Genomic DNA, 17,473 nt, shown 5'->3' with positions numbered 1-17,473 from the left:
ATTCCGATTATGAATTGGATATTGCCTTTTTTCTTTTTTAAAAAATATTTTATAAGCAAATTATTTCAAAATAATGATAAAATAGGCGTTATGAGTGATTTATAAATTAATAGGGGGAAATTGTACTTGGATATTAAATTTAACCGTCCGAAAGGATTCGGAGAGATATTAGATCTCACATTCAAATTAAGCAAATATAAGTTTTCTGATTTTTTACTAATTAATCTAATTTTTATGGGACCCATTTATTTGTTGCAAATTATTATCCAGCTTATGTCCGGAGTAAGTTTTTTTAGAGAGCTTGGGACAGGTAATGTATGGTATGAACAAATACTCTCAAGCTTCGAAGAAACTGGGAGTACTAGTTTAGGTGCAGATTTAGGAATTATTGCTGTTTCATTTTTAAGTATTTTTTTATTTCCAGTTGCTGGAGCGGCAATTCTCATTGCCATTAATCATATGAGAAAAAACGAAGAGTATACAGTTGGTTCAGTTATAAAAGAAGGATTTTCAAGATACGGTCCTATCCTTGGCAGCAGTATTCTTTTTGTACTTCTAGTAATAGGTCTAGTTTTTATTCCAATAATCATTGTCGTGCTCGTAGGATTTGTAGGCGCACTCGTAAATCCAGTTGCAGGAATCCTTATAGCAGTTCTTTTATTTATTAGTTTTTTAATAGGAATAGGATTATTGTTGACAAAATGGGGTTTTTATTTCGGCTCTGTTGTTCTTGATGGTGAAGCTATTGGTTTTTCAAGAAGCTGGAAACTTACAAAAAATAGAACTTGGGCATTATTTGGATTATATCTCGTATTTTCATTGATTGTTTCTAGTATTAGTTATGCTGTTGAAGTGTCTTTTGGCATATTTCTAGGAAATAGTGTATTGTTATCGATTATTTCAAGTGTTGTAAGTTTGTTTACTACAATGATTTTTTCAGTTGGTTATTCTGTTATGTATCTTGATGCAAAAACAAGACATGATGCGGACGATTTAAAGGAAATGATTGAAGACTATAATGCGGTGCAGTCGTAAATCGTTAGGTGATAAATAATGAAAAATCTAGATAAGGCAAAAGAAGAGATTCGTAGCATTTTGGATGGAAAAGAATATCAAATGTATGCGAACGAATCTAAAAGTATTTTTACAATATGGTGGGAACGAGCAAAAGAATGGATTGCGAATCAATTGGAGAAATTATTCCCTTCATTAGAATCGGCCAGTCACGCGGCAGCTGGTCCGGTTCTTATTGCTATTATTATTGCTGTTCTAGCCATGATTGTAGTATTGACGCTGCTACTCGTTCGGGTGCAATTACGGAAACGCAAATATTGGGATAATAAACCTTTTACATCTATGAAAGAAATGGAATGGACATATCAAACTCACTTAAATGAGGCCGACAGACTAAGCTCATTAAAAGAGTATTCATTATCAACACGTCATCTCTTCCTCGCCTTACTTTTATACTTCCATGAGAAAGAATGGCTTATGGCAAGAATATGGAAAACAAATTGGGAATATTACGATGAACTTCAAAAAGTAAACAAGGAATGGGCCGAGCGATTTTTTAATATTGCACTGTTATTCGATGAAGTTACATATGGTGAGAGGATTGTCACTAAAGAAGAATATTTGCAATACAAATTACAAGTATTGGAATGGCTTAGAAAAATAGAGGAGGGGCCAAATAATGCTGCAAAGTAAAATAAAGACGTGGATTTGGCTCATAATCCTTTTAATCATTTTTGTACTGGCAAGCTTTCTTCTGTTTTCACAAAAGCCGAAGAGTTATCCAAATTATGTATCAGATTCTCCTGCATCTACAGGAATAAAGGCTTTATATACGTATTTACATAATCATTATGACACGGTAAAGAGATGGAAACATACTCCGAAATTATTAAATCATGATAAGGGAAATCAACTTCTTATTATAATAGAACCATTTTTCATGCCGACTTCAGACGAAATAAATGAATATAAAAATTTTATGAATGCCGGAAATACGATTCTATTAATCAGTGAGAAGCCAGATGGCTTTTTTGAACTAAAATCAGACATCGTGGAAAAGAATCTTTCAAATAAGAAACTAAAAATAACGGATCAAAACGGAATTACATATAGAGGAGAAGTAAATTCTACAATACGGCTGCAAACAAAAAAACAAGATAAAGTTTTATTACAAGATACAGAAGGGGCTATTGCCTTAAAACGCACTTATGGTGATGGTCATTTAATTGTTTCCATTGCACCAGAGTGGCTGACAAACGGCCAAATTTTAACAAGTGATCATATTCCACTTATTCTTTCTTTAATTAATGAGGAAAAACCAACTACTATTCTCTTTGATGAATATGTTCATATGGGAGAAAATGCTTCTACGGTATGGACAGTGTATCCAAAGTGGTTTTTGATATTATTGTTTCAAATCCTAGTAATTGCCATATTGTTCTTATGGGCAAAAGGGAAAAGGTTTGGTCCGATATTCATTCCAAGAGAAGAAACTGTTCGCTTTAGCGATGAGGGGATTAGAGCGTTGGCTGCTTGGTATTTAAGAGGCAAAAAATTTGGGGAATCTTTAAACATACAGTCTGACTTTGTAAAGCAATTAATACAAGAACGCTACGGGATTCCTTCCACAGTTGAATGGTTTGAAATGAAAGACTTGTTTCAACGTAAAAGAATCAATTTAACAGATGTGCAAACTTTGAATGATATTGGTTCGGTTTTACAAAATGAAAAATTAAGTAAGCAAGAATACTTACAATGGTCAAAAAGATTAGATCGACTAAGGGAAGAGGTTGTCAGGAGATGAAAAAAGAATTACAAACCTTAATAGAAAAATATGAAGAAAGAATATTAGGACAAAGCTTAAATATAAAACTATTACTATCAGCTATATTGGCTGGTGGTCATGTCCTATTAGAAGGAGTTCCTGGAACAGGAAAAACACAAATGGTAAGAAGCCTTGCCGGACTTTTGGGTGGAAACTTCAATCGAATTCAATTTACACCAGATCTATTGCCTAGTGATATTACTGGAAGTACTATTTACAATATGAAAGACAGTAATTTTGAAACGATAAAAGGGCCCGTTTTCACAAATATTCTTTTGGCTGATGAAATTAACCGAACTCCTGCTAAAACACAAGCAGCACTTTTAGAAGCAATGGAAGAGAAGCAAGTAACAATTCAAGGAAAAACGTACCCCTTGTCAGAGGTTTTTTTCGTTGTGGCAACTCAAAATCCGATTGAATTTGAAGGAACATACCCGTTGCCTGAAGCGCAGCAAGATCGTTTCCTCTTTAAACTCTACATTGATTTTCCTAGTTTTGAAGATGAGAAAAATGTATTACATCAAGTTATCGAAAATAAAAGCTACACGATTCCATTATCTCCCGTCATGAATATGGACGAATTTTTAGCTATAAAAGAGGAAATCTCTCGCGTAACAGTCGGAGAGAATGTAATGGATTATATTATGAAAATAGTAAGAAAAACACGCGAGATTGATTCAATCCGCTTTGGAGCGAGTACAAGGGCAGCAATTTCTATTGGTAGAGCAGCCCAATCATGGGCTTATTTATCCGGAAGGGATTATATAACCCCAGATGACGTTAAAATGGTCTCTAAGCCCTCATTGCGACACCGTATACAACTATCTCCACATATAGAATTGGAGGGAGCGTCAGTTGACCAAATCATTGAAGAACTTGTGGGATCGGTTCCTGTTCCAAGGTAGAGGAATATTACCTTCTAGACGCTTAATTTCTATATTCATCATTCTTTCGTTAGTTCTCTTAGTATTGAGCTTCGGAAATCTTTCATGGTGGGCATTCATTTTTATGAATGTAGTCTTGTTTTTAGTTAGTTTGGTTGATTTATTTTTTTCTCCCAAGAAAAAGGATTTACATTTTAAACGACATATTCCAGATGAAATGGAAAGAAATCTATCTTATAAGGTACAAATCGATGTAACAAATATGTCAACGTACTCCTTGTCATTTACTTTGATAGACGGGATACCGCAAAGTTTCCAGAGCACATTTCCGATGAACGGGAGAGTTGATCAGCTGATAACCTCAACATTGGAATATGAAACAAAAGCTTCTGTACGAGGAGAATACGAAATAACAATGCTGTATTTTCGTTATTCCAGTAAGTTAGGATTATGGAAAAAACAAATGACAATTGATTTGACAAACAAAATTAAAGTAATTCCTGATCTAACTGAGACAAAACAATTTTTAGAAAATGCTCAGAAGTATTTGCTGTTTGAAGGAAATAAAATTCGTAGGCATCAAACAGGAATTGGCGACTTTTCTCAAATCAGAAACTATGTCGTTGGGGACGACCCTCGAAAAATTAACTGGAGACAAACAGCAAAGCTGCGTCAAGTTATGACGAATGAGTATGAACCTGAACACGGAAAATATATTACGATTCTGATAGATTGCGGTAGAATGATGGGAGCTGAATTGTCGAAAGGGAACCGCCTAGAAAAGGCATTGGAGGCTGCGCATTTAGTGGCAGCTGCAGCACTTCAAAATGGTGATTATGTCTCGGTTCTAGCTTTTGCAAAGGATGTAAAAGTGTTTGTTCCTCCAGCAAAAGGTATGGCTCATTTACAGACAATTCTTCATTCCATCTATAATGTTACGGTTGATTCCGCAGAATCCAATTATGCAGCAGTATTTTCTTTTTTAGAAGCAATGCAAAAGAAACGAAGCCTGCTTCTTTTGTTCAGTGATATACGAACATTCCTGTATGAAGAACACGCCCTTCTTTATTTAGAACGATTAAGACAAAGGCATTTATTTTTAATGGTTGGTATTGAGGACGTGACACTTCAGATGAGGACAGAAGAAAAGCCGGAAAGTGTCCAACAAGCCATGATCAAAAGCATCGCACAGCAGCAAATGCTTTTTAAAAAGAAAGAAAAAATCAAGTGGGAGAGACAGGGCCTCGTCATGATTGAGGCGAAAGAAGAGCATCTAGCAACTGCCGCAGTTTCTCATTATATCGATATTATGAACCGGAATTTGTTGTAAGAGCTGAAACTGTAAAACAACGAGAGAACGTAGAATAAAAACTTGAAATTCCCAAAAGAATATCCCAGTGGCTATTAAAATTTGTGAATCAGCTAATAGGATTACCAAAATGGCTAATAGAATCGTAAATTGGCTAATAGGATTGCGAATCGGCTAATAGAATCTTAAATCGGCTAATAGAATCATAAATCAGCTAATAAAACCGCTATAAGCATAATAAAACATAAGAAAAAAGCGAATCTATCAGCATTTCAGCTATAGATTCGCTAACAAATTACAGAATTAATACGATACATTAGAGAGAGACCGTTTCAAAAGAATTTTTCCAATCAGCATATAAAGGATTAGACCAAAAACGGTTATAAGAGCCACGACATATTTCGCTTCCAACGGTATCGCTGCTGGGGTGATAAACCCTTCAATGATTCCAGCGATAATGAATAACGGGATTGTGCCAAGTAATAACTGAACGGATCGTTTCGCTTGGTATTTTAAATGATAACCTCTTGAATAATGACCAGGTACAAACAGTTTATAGCCCATTAATAATCCCGCTCCGCCGGCAATGAAAATAGCGGTAAGTTCAATCATCCCATGAGGGACGATATATGCCCAAAAATCATATGTTTTTCCGTACTGCCAAAATAGCGCCGCGAGGGCTCCGATTATAATTCCGTTATAGATTAATACATATACTGTCAGCAAACCAAATGTTACTCCACCTGCAAATGCTAATATAGCGACTTGAATATTATTCGTCATAATGCTTGCTGACATTAATGGGGAATTAACTCCTCCATCACTGCTGCCCAGTCGCTCGGGGTCCACATTTTGGGCGATGTCTGCAGGAAGAATAGAATACAAGTGAAGAGGATCGTTTATTACTGAGAAAAAACTCCCGATTGCACCCAGAGTGAACAATAACATAGCAATTGTAATTGCTTTCCATTGTTCTAATAAAAGTCCAATAAAAGTAGTGCTGAAAAAATGACGGATTTGTTTGAAACTAGATATTTGATCTTTATATAAAAGATTATGTGATTTTGAAACGAGTCCATTTAAATAACTTGTCACTTCTTCATTTGGAAAATAGGTTTGACAATATGAAAGATTTTGCGCCGCCTTTTGGTAAAGTCTGTTAAATTGGTCAATATCTGTACCTGTATATGTATTTTTACGCTTTTGTAAAACTCCGATAAGATGTTCAAGATGTTTCCATTCGTCACGATGTTGTTTTATGAATTGTTTAATATTCATCCTAGCACCTACACTATTTATAATTAAAATCTTAGTCTATTCTCTTATTATAGTAATTTCAAAAAAAAATAGAAACAGCTTCTGTGAATTTAACAGCGAAACGAGGTTTTTCTTTTGAATGATGACCGGATTAATATAAAAACACCTGAATATGTATCACTTCAGTTTCAAATTGCAGGTCTCGGTAGCAGAACCGCAGCATATATAATCGATCAACTCATTTTAATGGCTTTTAACATTGCCATTGTCATTATCTTCCTTATCATATCTATTGGACAACCAGATTTATTGTTTTTTCTTGATTTGCACTCCTACCTTATAGCAATTATTATCATTGGCATATTTTTTATAAACTGGGGATATTTTTTTGCATTTGAATACTTTTCAGGAGGGACAACCCCTGGAAAAAGAATGATGGGTATTAGAGTCATTCAAGAAAATGGCCATAGTATCACATTATTATCAAGTTTTATACGAAATCTCCTGAGAATCATTGATTCATTGCCGGCTGGATATTTTCTTGGAATTATGATGATTTTCTTCCACTCAAAACATAAGAGAATTGGTGACCTTGTTGCAGGTTCAATTGTCGTACATGAAAGAAAGACAAATCGAAAAAATAAACTTTCACCAATTGAAAAAGAAATTCAAGCTAGAGGTTTATCAAAAAATGACCTAGTTATAGATGAGTGGGCGTTAAAATCAATAAATATGAAGGATTGGAAATTAATCCAAACGTATTCCAATCGTTTTTTACAATTGCCGAAAAGCGAAAAAGAGAATTTGACCAAACAAATTGCAGGGATATTACTACCTAAATTAGGCTTAGAAATGGAAGAAAATATTCAAGAAGTAGAAGATAAGCTGCTCATTATCTATTTAATTCTTAAAGATGATTGGGAATTTGAACTTTGAGGAATCGCTCTATGGTAAAAATATATTTTTCTCTTTTAATTACTATTTTTTTATTTGTTGGTTGTTCAACCGAAGCAATAATTGAACCTGAAAAAACTGAAGTGAAACCTGCAAAACAAGATATTAATGTTATTTATTATCATCTTCCTTTACAAAACTCGGAGGTTCGAACCGAAATACCTACTCATATCGTTTTACATTTTATAAGCAATGTTGGAAATAATGTACTAGATCCTTATAACCTCCAAGATATATACTCTATATTTTTTGAATATGGTGTCTCAGCGCATTACTTAATTGCAAGATCGGGTGAAATCTATCAGCTTGTCCCAGAAGAGAGGGTAGCTTATCATGCGGGAACAGGTGATTTACCATATTTTACAAAATACCGAAATAATTTGAATCAATATTCTATTGGCATTGAAATGCTTGCAATAGGTACTAAAGAAGAAATGGCTGAAATGATAAAAGATGAGGACTATGATTCTATTAATCCATCATTTATTGGATATACTGAGGCTCAATACAAAACACTTAATATATTATTGGCTGACATTATTACACGAAATCCTGCAATACAAAGAAATCGAAAATTTATCGTCGGTCATGATGAGTATGCACCTGGTAGAAAAACCGACCCAGGCTCATTGTTTGATTGGTCTAAGATAGGATTTTAATAACGTTTGATCACCAAAGGGTTCTTTTACTCATTATTAATTGTAATCATTGTCGTTATCATTTTTCTAACGATCATAACAATATTTCCAAATATTCCGCACTTGTTATTTATCATTGTTGCTATTACTGCTGCTCTAAGTACGTATTTTAACAAGAATTAAGGTGGAGATAAGTACGTGGATAAAGAATCAATTATTTTACAAACAAAATCATTCGTATATCAACAATTACACGATGATGCAACTGGTCATGACTGGTGGCATATTTATCGTGTAACGAATATTGCTAAAAAAATTGCTGTAATTGAAAACGCCGATATGTTCCTTTGCGAAATGGCGGCCTTGCTTCATGATATTGCCGATGAAAAATTGAATTCTACTGAAGAAGAAGGGATTAAAAAAGTTAAAGACTTTTTGTCCTCAGCAAACGTAAATGAAGTATATGTATCTAGAATCATGGAGATTATTACAACGATGTCGTTCAAAGGTGGAGGGAACCCACCGATGAAAACACTTGAAGGAATGATTGTCCAGGATGCAGACCGTCTTGATGCAATGGGAGCAATTGGAATCGCAAGGACCTTTGCTTATACAGGTGCAAAAAATCAACTAATTTATCATCCTGATATGGACCCAGTTGAAAAACTGGACAAGGAACAATATAGGAATAGAAAATCTACTGCTATCAATCATTTTTACGAAAAACTATTCAAACTTAAGGATTTGATGAACACAGATATGGGTAAAGAAATGGCTGAAAGCAGACATCAATTTATGAAAGAATATATAGTAACATTTTTCATTGAATGGGAAATGAATTAAATGGGCAATTCAATATTTGGCAGTTGTTATACGATGGTTTTTCCTTTATTATAGATTAGGTTAATATTTTCTTAATAGCTTGTTTATGTGAGAAGATGTATTTTAAGCTAGCTTTATATAATTTACCCGAGGAAACCTCTCATTACAATCTGGTAAATATTAGAAATGAGGAATTATAATGAAACCATCAATATATAGTTTAACAATGGAACAATTAACTGAATGGTTATTGGAGAAAGGTCAGAAAAAATATCGCGCCCAACAAATCTGGGATTGGCTATATAAAAAACGTGTTACCACTTTTTCTGATATGAAAAATATAAATAAAGATTGTCTAGAATTACTGGAAGAACATTTCGACATTGAGCTATTAAAGGAATCGGTTAAACAAGAATCAGCTGACGGAACAATTAAATTTCTATTTCAATTACCAGATGGAAATTTGATTGAAACCGTGTTGATGAGTTTTTCTTATGGATTATCCGTTTGTGTCACAACTCAAGTCGGTTGCAATATCGGTTGTAGTTTTTGCGCCAGCGGAATTTTGAGAAAAAGTCGTGATTTAAATAGCGGCGAAATAGTTGGCCAAATTATGAAAGTACAACAATTCCTTGATGCAAGAGGAAAAGATGAAAGAGTAAGCCATATTGTTGTAATGGGTATCGGAGAACCATTTGATAACTATAGTAATTTGATGAATTTCCTTCGTGTCGTCAATGATCCGAAAGGTCTTGCTATCGGAGCTAGACATATTACTGTATCAACAAGTGGACTTGCTCAAAAGATTCGCGACTTTGCAGACGAGGAATTACAAGTCAACTTAGCATTGTCCTTGCATGCACCAAATGATGAACTTAGAACCGAAATCATGAAAATTAACAAGGCTTTCCCAATTGAAAAATTAATGGCAGCCCTTGATTATTATTTAGAAAAAAATAACCGTAGGGTTACGATTGAATATATTTTGTTGAAAGATGTTAACGATCACGAGAAGGAAGCATTGGAGTTAGCAAAACTGCTTCATAACAAACGCCATCTCACTTATGTGAATTTGATTCCATATAATCCAGTCAGCGAGCATATACAATATGAACGCAGTGAAAAGAAATCAATCCTTGCTTTTTACGACACTTTAAAGAAAAACGGTATACAATGTGGTATCCGCCACGAACAAGGTACGGATATTGATGCGGCGTGTGGGCAGCTAAGAAGTAAACAAATAAAGAAAACAAAGGCAGTGTAAAACGTATCTATTTTATAGATGCGTTTTTTTTATTTAGGGGGCGGGATGTGGGAATGGTAGTTGAAGCTGTGTTCTTCGATTTATATGAGACGCTCATAACGGAATGGGAGAATGGAATAAAGAAAGCTGATTATAATCCGGCAAGATTGCTTGGAATTGAGGAAGACATTTACAAGAGAGAATGGGGGAAAAGAAGAGAACAGAGAATGGATGGGACTTTTCCAGATGCAAAAAGTTGTTTAGTCGATATGTATCGTGTATTGGAAACTCCATTAAATATGGATGATATTAAAAAGGTTATTGAAAATAGAATCCAAGCAAAAGCCATCCCTTTTAAATCTATTGACGAGGAGGTCATTGAAACAATTATACAAATTAAAGAAATGGGTATAAAAGTAGGGCTTATCAGTAATTGTGCACCCGAAGAAGTTTTAGAGTGGGAGAATTCTCCGTTAGCCAATTTATTCGATACTGTGATTTTCTCTTATAAAGTCAAATGCGCTAAACCGAATAAAAAAATATACGAAATCGCATGTACGAATGTAAATGTTCAACCCAAAAACTCATTATTCATTGGTGACGGTGGATCAAATGAATTATTTGGGGCAAGGGAAGCAGGATTAAAGGCTTATCATGCAACATGGTTCCAACCACCAGTTATTAGTGAAAAAATAACAGGATTTCCAAAACTGAAAAAACCTTCAGACATCTTAACAATTATAAAATCAAAAGGATAGAAGCCCTCATACGATATTATGAGGTGATCTTATGGCCAAATGGATTAGCGTTTCTACTTCTAAGCATCAATTAGCACTTCATGATGGAAATCGAATTATTAAAGTGTATCCTATCGCAGTAGGAAAAATGTTAACTCCGACACCTTCTGGAACGTATACCATTGTTAATAAACAACCCCATCCAGGTGGTCCGTTTGGAGCACTGTGGATGGGGCTATCAAGACCTCATTATGGAATTCATGGTACAAATAATCCCTCATCCATTGGAAAAAATGTTTCCCATGGCTGCATTAGAATGCACAACCGTGATGTATTAGATTTATCGTCTCGAGTTCCGATAGGGACAAAAGTAGTTATTCATCGATAACCGTTTACGCTTGAGAAGTAATTGGATGCTTAATTCGTGACGGAAAACGTGAATGTTTGGATTTTACAAATAAAACTTCAGAGCCAGAATATTTTTTCCACTCAACTTGAATATTTGGATAGTCTGGTGTGTAATGAAAGATTATTTTTCTAGTATCATTATCTGCAATGACATGTAATATTTGTTGAATGTCATATTCATTTTTACTGACGATGTCAAAAATATGTAGGTGATCGTGTTCTATCTTAAAGAGCACGATCACATTTTCTTTTTCTAAAAAGTAGATATCTTCAGGGAATACGTTCAGGCAATGAAACATAAAAATCCCTAAAGTATGATCTGTACTAAATGTTTGAGAAAGAGGAATTCTTGTAGAAACAAATTCCTTTATAAAATTCAAATCCTCTGGGTTCTTCACATCTAATTTGCGTCTGTTTACTGCTGAATTTTCTTCAGGTCGATACTTCATTGAAAACTCGTATTCATCTACAGCTCCAAATCCAAACTTTGGGTAAAAGTCCAATACTGATTGATTTGCGAACAGATAGATATAGTCACTCATTTCCCCATATTCTTCAAGAACATTTTGCATTAAATTAGCAGAAAGTCCTTTGTTCCTGTAATCCGGATGGGTCATGACAGTACCAATTTGGACAGCTTTCTTTGTTTCTCCGTCAATGATTAGATTTAATATGTTTACCGAAACGTTAGCAATGACTTTGTCTCCAACTGCATAAGAAAATGGAACGTAATCACTATCCCAAAATCCTTTTTGATACCATTCCTCAAAATCAATACCAAAAATATCGGTTGCCAGTTCATTAAAACTTTTTCTTAAACACTCATCATTTTTATAGTCTTTAATTAAGCGTAAATTGTTCATCCTATTATCCCAAATCCTGTCCGGTAACAAGGATATAACCAATTAAAAATATATTTAAAACGATGATAGCAGCAGTGCATATCCAAGCTAACACTTTCGTACCTGTTTTATTGGCAAACACACCCATTTTCTTTTTACTATTCGTAAATAGAATGAGCGGAACAACTGCGAATGGAAGCTGTAGACTTAAAATAACCTGACTCCAAAGTAGAAGATCTGCAGTTCCTCTTGAACCTGCAATCCAAGTAACGACAAATGCAGGTACGACAGCAAGCATACGTGTAATAACCCTTCTAAGCCAAGGAGAGATTCTTAAATGCAGAAATCCTTCCATCACTATTTGACCAGATAAAGTTCCAGTAATCGTTGAATTTTGCCCAGATGCTAATAATGCGACTGCAAATAAAGTACTGGCAATCCCCACTCCAACAGTAGGGCTTAGTAATTTATATGCTTCTTCGATTTCAGATACTTGTATTCCTTTTCCATGGAAGGCTGCTGCACCTAATATCAAGATGGCCGAATTGATTAAAAAAGCCATACTGAGAGAAAAGGTTGAATCAATGACTGAAAACTTAACTGCTTCTTTTTTGCCTTTTTCCGTTCTTTTATATTGACGTGTTTGCACAATAGAAGAATGCAAATAAAGATTATGCGGCATAACTGTTGCACCAAGAATCCCTAATGAAATAAACAACATTTGAGGATTCGTCACGATTTCCATTTTAGGAATATATCCATTTAGTAAGGCACCCACTTCTGGTTTAGAAGCAATGACTTCAAATGTAAAAACTCCAAATATTGTAACCATCAATACGATGACGATTGATTCAATAATACGGAATCCTTTTTTCTGTAGTAATAAGAGCAATAATACATCAACAGTCGTTATCAAAATACCTATTAATAAAGGAATTCCAAAAAGCAAATTTAATGCGATGGCAGATCCTATGACTTCGGCAAGATCGGTCGCAATTATCGCAAGTTCTGCCATAATCCATAGGAAAAAGGCTGTTTTCTTTCCAGTAGCATCTCTTGTCGCTTGAGCGAGATCTCTACCCGTTACAATTCCAAGTTTTGCAGACAATGTTTGTAATAATATTGCCATTAGACTAGATATTAAAATTATTGAAAGTAATGTATAACCAAATCGAGCTCCACCTGCAATAGAAGTTGCCCAATTTCCAGGATCCACATATCCAACAGCAACAAGAGATCCTGGACCTGCAAATGCAAATAATTTCCTCCAAAACCCGGCATTCTCAGGGATTCGAACCGAATTGTTTACCTCTTCTAAGCTTATGTTAGAACTACTTTTTAACCACCCCTGATTACGATCTAATACACTATTTTTATGGATCAACTTGCTCACCCCTTAAACTTTAGCTGCTATCTAAATAAGTTTACCTAATGCAAATTTTAGTGTAAAAAATACTTTGGTTTTATAATAAATCCAATTCAATTAATTTTGCAAGAAAAAAATTCGGGTTATTTATGGAAAAGTCATGATAATGTTAGTGAATTACATTGTATGATATTCTATAAACGAGTAGAGGTAACTATAGGTGGGAAAAAAATGCTTACAAGAAAAGCCCATAAAATTGATAAGGAAAATTCAATATCGGAACTTTTTCCATTAAAAATAGGGAATCATGAACAATGGATCTATATTAGGGGAGAGGACAGGAGTAAACCAGTATTATTAATGATTCATGGTGGTCCAGGTGCCGCTCAAATTGGCTTTATCCGCAGATTTCAAAAGAAGTTTGAGAAGCATTTTGTAGTCGTAAATTGGGATCAGAGAGGGGCAGGATTATCTTACAATAAAAGCATTCCTCCTGAAACAATGACAATAGATCGTTTTGTAGATGATACAATTGAATTAACGAAATATCTTCGTAAACAATTTAAACAAGAAAAAATCTATTTAATCGGGCATTCTTGGGGCACGATTATTGGATTATTGGCTGTCTATAAAGAGCCGTCACTTTACTATCGATATTTCGGGGTGGCACAACTTATTGATTATATAGCGGGAGAACAACTTTCATATCAATATGTATTGGAAAAGGCAAAACAAGCAAATAATCAAAAAGCCATTAAGAAATTAATTAAGATTGGAATGCCTCCATGGAATGATTTAAAAAAAGATAAGGTACATCAAAAGTATGTAGAAGTTTTTCGAGGTGGTATGTCCTACGAAGGAAATCTTATTAATAAAATACTAAAAGAATTATTAATTGGCGTGGAATACACCTTAATGGATATGGTTAATCATATAAAAGGCCAATTTTTCAGTTTAAACATGCTTCAGGATGAAATGAAAACGGTCAATTTGAATAATGTTATACACGAGGTAAAGATACCTATATATTTTTGTATGGGAAAGTATGATTTAACCATTCCTTATGAACCAACACAAGCATTTTTTAAAAATGTTTCAGCAAGTGAAAAACACTGGATATGGTTTGAACATTCAGCGCACTCTCCTATGTTCGAGGAAAAGGAAAAGTTTCTTACATTATTATTGAAAGAGACGAAAAAAGACCGATGAACACCAAAAATGGCTTCATCGGTTTTTTATATCTCGAATTTAGAGAAAGGCTGTAATAGCTTAACACCTTTACGATTTTTTGGAAATATTTTCATATCCAATATTAAATGACTGGCATAACTCGCTGCACATAGTAGTGATAAACCATTCATTTGAAAATCCTTTTCTAAATAATATCCAATGAAAGAAAAATAGATCAACCCGATTAATGAATGGGTTAGGGAACGGTGGGGAAGAAGAGCTGCAATACAAATATATATCCCAAGCATCGTTAACCATGTGTTTTGTTGATAAATCCCTATAATTAAAGAGGCTGCACCTGTCAATAACAACATATACTTTTGTTTTATCAAAAAGGACGGAACTATCATTAAGGCTAGTCCTAGTCCAAAGCCAAGCCAGCGATCAATGTCCTTATATACAATGAAGCTATTTACTAAAATTAATAAACCTAAGAGTGCTAATAGGGTAATGATCCAATTTTTATTAAGTGATATTTTATTGGAAAGTGTACCCTTCACATCAAGATCTGGGACTAATCCAATACAAGCACCTAGTAACGTAAAAGAAAAAGCGGTTGGCAGTTCCACCCCTACATATGTAGCTACCCCAATTCCCGTGATTCCTCCTACAATAAAATGAGTTTTTCCATCCATCAAGAGCATCCTTCCATGTTGATTACTAGATTAGTATCTTAACATGGTTAAGACAGTATTGAAAGAAAAAGCGCAAGCGCCTACAGCTAGACGGTAATGTTCTCCACAATGCTCCAATCTATAATTTCCTGTTTAGCAATAATTAAAAAGGATCAGTGCAATAATTCAGCACCAATCCTTATGTTTTACCACGATACATATATCCATCCATCTTCTTGGAATATGGAATATCCTTCGTAACCATCTCCAACATTTATTTCATTGCCTGTCTCCAAAACATTATTCATGTTTCCGCGAACTTCTTCAAGGTTTTCAAATCCGCTAAAAGCAAGAGATTCTGAAAGAAGATCAGCATATTCTTTTAAAGCAGACTTAGCTCCAGTACTCATAAAAAAGATTGGCGTTTCATCTTTAACAATCGCAAAGACATCACTATCAGGTATCGCATATAGTCCTGCATTATATTTAAGAGCCAGTTGACTCAATTCAGTAAATTTTTCTTCATTCATAATATTTACAAAAACGGTATCATCAATTGTTACTTCTTTAGGTAGTAGTTCATCAGTCGGAATTGAAGATTTCGATTCCACAACTTCTGCAACAGGATCCCCAAGAACGCTGCCCTTAGATAAATCGTAATTGGATTTTTGAGGGTGTATTAATATATCAGCTGTATCCTGTGGAGTTGTTGCCTTGCTATGTAGTCCTTCATTCCCAATGGTTCCAGCAATAAATAAAATAAATGACATAATAATAATTGCATAAAACTTTGTTTTCATATTTAACACTCCTCGTTAAGTCCTATACTTATTAGACGTATGATAGTTGAAAAAGTTTCATCTTTTTATCAAAAATATTACTATTGTTACAAAACTGTTACAAAAACTAGTAATTTATTATTAGTATATATATAACCTATAAAAAACGTATTAAAACAGGTTTTTCTATTCTATTACGCCAAAAAGATGATACACTATCCATATTGATAGAATATTTACATAAGAGGCGAGGACGAAAATGATTAAAGCAGTATTTTTTGATTTAGATGATACCCTCCTTTGGGACCAGAAAAGTGTAAAGGAAGCCTTTGTTGCAACATGTAAAATAGCAAAAGTCAAACACGATATTGATGTAGATAAGTTGGAAGAGGCTGTTCGTGAGGCGGCTAGCCATTTATACTCAACCTATGAAACGTATCCATTCACACAAATGATCGGAATCAACCCATTTGAAGGACTTTGGGGCAACTTTCTTGATGATGAACCAAATTTTAATAAAATGAAAGGGATTGTTCCAACTTATAGAAAAGAGGCATGGACCGAAGGATTAAAAAAGCTGGGCATCGATGACCCTGAATTTGGATTTGAACTAGCGGAACGTTTTCCAGTAGAGCGTAGAAATCTTCCATTTGTGTATGAAGAAACATTTGATGTATTAAATAAATTAAAAGAACATTATCGCTTATTACTTTTAACGAACGGATCACCTGATTTACAAAACACAAAATTGACGATTACACCTGAGCTTTCTCCGTATTTTGAACATATTGTGATTTCTGGAGGGTTTGGAAAAGGGAAACCCGATCCTTCTATTTTTGAACATGCCTTGTCGCTAATGGGATTGGACAAAGACGAAGTATTAATGGTTGGAGACAACTTAAATACTGATATTCTTGGTGCCAATCGTACTGGAATTAAATCGGTATGGATTAATCGCCATGATAAGGAACGGACTGATGTTGTGCCAACATACGAAATTCAACATTTAGAAGAACTTTTTCCGATATTGGAAAATTTAGCTATAAACGTTGGAATTTGATAATGGTGGGTAGCATATGAAAATTAGAAAATTAAATACTATGGAAGAACCTCCTATGAGCTTATTACTATTAGCCGATCCTTCTCAGGATTTAATAAGTGATTATTTAAAAAGAGGAGAATGCTTTGTAGCCGAAAATAATCATGAGAAGATAGGTGTTTTTGTTCTTTTACCAACAAGACCCAATATGGTGGAATTAGTTAATATTGCCGTTGCAGAAAACTATCAAGGTAAGGGAATCGGAAAGCAATTGGTAACGGACGCGATGCATAGAGCTAAAATAAAGGGGTATAAAACAATAGAAGTTGGAACCGCGAACTCTAGTATAAACCAACTGGCTCTTTATCAAAAATGTGGGTTTAGAATATCGGGCATAGATAAAGATTTCTTTATTCGGCATTACAATGAAGCTATATTTGAAAATGGTATACAAGCCATTGATATGATACGTTTATCTAGAGATTTATGAATCTTTTAAGTGGGCGATATGT

19 protein-coding genes are annotated in these 17,473 nt (G+C 34.4%); 14 read left to right on the top strand and 5 right to left on the bottom strand.

Going from position 1 to position 17,473, the window contains the following annotated elements; translation table 11 throughout:
• Positions 1-126: 126 nt before the first annotated feature.
• The 5 genes from KHA97_RS03985 to KHA97_RS03965 are packed head-to-tail and all read left to right on the top strand — an operon-like array spanning position 127 to position 5,053.
• Complete coding sequence (locus tag KHA97_RS03985; protein WP_213123436.1) at positions 127-1,035, top strand: hypothetical protein; 909 nt, start codon at positions 127-129, stop codon at positions 1,033-1,035.
• A gap of 18 nt (positions 1,036-1,053) precedes the next feature.
• Positions 1,054-1,707 (top strand): DUF4129 domain-containing protein, encoded by a 654-nt coding sequence (locus KHA97_RS03980; protein WP_213123435.1) that lies wholly within the window; start codon positions 1,054-1,056, stop codon positions 1,705-1,707.
• The gene (locus KHA97_RS03975; protein ID WP_213123434.1) at positions 1,694-2,818 is read left to right on the top strand and encodes a DUF4350 domain-containing protein; all 1,125 of its coding nucleotides are present in this window, start codon (positions 1,694-1,696) and stop codon (positions 2,816-2,818) included. The genes KHA97_RS03980 and KHA97_RS03975 overlap by 14 nt, the downstream gene beginning before the upstream one ends.
• Positions 2,815-3,744: an AAA family ATPase gene (locus KHA97_RS03970; RefSeq protein ID WP_213123433.1), complete on the top strand. Its 930-nt coding sequence runs from the start codon at positions 2,815-2,817 to the stop codon at positions 3,742-3,744. Before KHA97_RS03975 ends, KHA97_RS03970 begins: the two co-directional genes overlap by 4 nt.
• Positions 3,695-5,053, top strand: a complete 1,359-nt coding sequence (locus KHA97_RS03965) for a DUF58 domain-containing protein (RefSeq protein WP_213123432.1) — start codon at positions 3,695-3,697, stop codon at positions 5,051-5,053. Before KHA97_RS03970 ends, KHA97_RS03965 begins: the two co-directional genes overlap by 50 nt.
• Before the next feature lie 282 nt (positions 5,054-5,335).
• Here the strand turns inward: KHA97_RS03965 and KHA97_RS03960 are convergent, their stop codons facing one another.
• The gene (locus tag KHA97_RS03960) at positions 5,336-6,310 is read right to left on the bottom strand and encodes a stage II sporulation protein M (protein WP_213123431.1); all 975 of its coding nucleotides are present in this window, start codon (positions 6,308-6,310) and stop codon (positions 5,336-5,338) included.
• A 114-nt stretch (positions 6,311-6,424) separates the two neighbouring features.
• On the opposite strand from KHA97_RS03960, the gene KHA97_RS03955 reads away from it, so the two are divergent.
• From KHA97_RS03955 to KHA97_RS03930, 6 genes are all read left to right on the top strand, one after another.
• Complete coding sequence (locus tag KHA97_RS03955) at positions 6,425-7,225, top strand: RDD family protein (RefSeq protein WP_213123430.1); 801 nt, start codon at positions 6,425-6,427, stop codon at positions 7,223-7,225.
• An 11-nt stretch (positions 7,226-7,236) separates the two neighbouring features.
• Positions 7,237-7,902: an N-acetylmuramoyl-L-alanine amidase gene (locus KHA97_RS03950; RefSeq protein ID WP_213123429.1), complete on the top strand. Its 666-nt coding sequence runs from the start codon at positions 7,237-7,239 to the stop codon at positions 7,900-7,902.
• Positions 7,903-8,079: 177 nt separating this feature from the next.
• On the top strand, positions 8,080-8,724 hold the full coding sequence (locus tag KHA97_RS03945) for an HD domain-containing protein (protein ID WP_213123428.1): 645 nt from the start codon (positions 8,080-8,082) through the stop codon (positions 8,722-8,724).
• 178 nt (positions 8,725-8,902) lie between these two features.
• Positions 8,903-9,967 carry a 23S rRNA (adenine(2503)-C(2))-methyltransferase RlmN gene (gene rlmN, locus KHA97_RS03940; RefSeq protein WP_213123427.1) on the top strand — a complete coding sequence of 355 codons (1,065 nt, stop codon included), beginning with the start codon at positions 8,903-8,905 and terminating at the stop codon, positions 9,965-9,967.
• Between the two features lie 53 nt (positions 9,968-10,020).
• On the top strand, positions 10,021-10,704 hold the full coding sequence (locus KHA97_RS03935) for an HAD family hydrolase (protein WP_233713382.1): 684 nt from the start codon (positions 10,021-10,023) through the stop codon (positions 10,702-10,704).
• A gap of 31 nt (positions 10,705-10,735) precedes the next feature.
• Positions 10,736-11,071, top strand: a complete 336-nt coding sequence (locus KHA97_RS03930) for a L,D-transpeptidase (RefSeq protein ID WP_213123425.1) — start codon at positions 10,736-10,738, stop codon at positions 11,069-11,071.
• 4 nt (positions 11,072-11,075) lie between these two features.
• Here KHA97_RS03930 and KHA97_RS03925 read toward each other — a convergent pair whose 3' ends face one another.
• Together KHA97_RS03925 and KHA97_RS03920 are read right to left on the bottom strand one after the other, a co-directional pair.
• Entirely contained in the window at positions 11,076-11,954 is an 879-nt protein-coding gene (locus KHA97_RS03925) for a GNAT family N-acetyltransferase (RefSeq protein ID WP_213123424.1), read from the bottom strand.
• 4 nt (positions 11,955-11,958) lie between these two features.
• Positions 11,959-13,314, bottom strand: coding sequence for an Nramp family divalent metal transporter (locus tag KHA97_RS03920; protein WP_213124297.1), 1,356 nt, complete (start codon positions 13,312-13,314; stop codon positions 11,959-11,961).
• A 216-nt stretch (positions 13,315-13,530) separates the two neighbouring features.
• Here KHA97_RS03920 and KHA97_RS03915 point away from each other — a divergent pair, with 216 nt between their 5' ends.
• The gene (locus tag KHA97_RS03915) at positions 13,531-14,508 is read left to right on the top strand and encodes an alpha/beta fold hydrolase (RefSeq protein WP_213123423.1); all 978 of its coding nucleotides are present in this window, start codon (positions 13,531-13,533) and stop codon (positions 14,506-14,508) included.
• Positions 14,509-14,534: 26 nt separating this feature from the next.
• Here the strand turns inward: KHA97_RS03915 and KHA97_RS03910 are convergent, their stop codons facing one another.
• Positions 14,535-15,164, bottom strand: a complete 630-nt coding sequence (locus KHA97_RS03910) for a metal-dependent hydrolase (RefSeq protein WP_213123422.1) — start codon at positions 15,162-15,164, stop codon at positions 14,535-14,537.
• 185 nt (positions 15,165-15,349) lie between these two features.
• Positions 15,350-15,943, bottom strand: a complete 594-nt coding sequence (locus KHA97_RS03905) for a hypothetical protein (RefSeq protein WP_213123421.1) — start codon at positions 15,941-15,943, stop codon at positions 15,350-15,352.
• A gap of 238 nt (positions 15,944-16,181) precedes the next feature.
• Between KHA97_RS03905 and KHA97_RS03900 the strand changes: the two genes are divergently transcribed.
• Positions 16,182-16,982: an HAD family hydrolase gene (locus tag KHA97_RS03900; protein ID WP_213123420.1), complete on the top strand. Its 801-nt coding sequence runs from the start codon at positions 16,182-16,184 to the stop codon at positions 16,980-16,982.
• A gap of 16 nt (positions 16,983-16,998) precedes the next feature.
• The gene (locus KHA97_RS03895) at positions 16,999-17,451 is read left to right on the top strand and encodes a GNAT family N-acetyltransferase (protein ID WP_213123419.1); all 453 of its coding nucleotides are present in this window, start codon (positions 16,999-17,001) and stop codon (positions 17,449-17,451) included.
• Positions 17,452-17,473 lie beyond the last annotated feature (22 nt).

This window comes from Lederbergia citri, assembly GCF_018343625.1.
GTDB classification, from domain to species: domain Bacteria; phylum Bacillota; class Bacilli; order Bacillales; family Bacillaceae_C; genus Lederbergia; species Lederbergia citri.
Note: the sequence above shows the minus strand (reverse complement) of the source record. Positions and strands in the feature narration are given on the sequence as shown.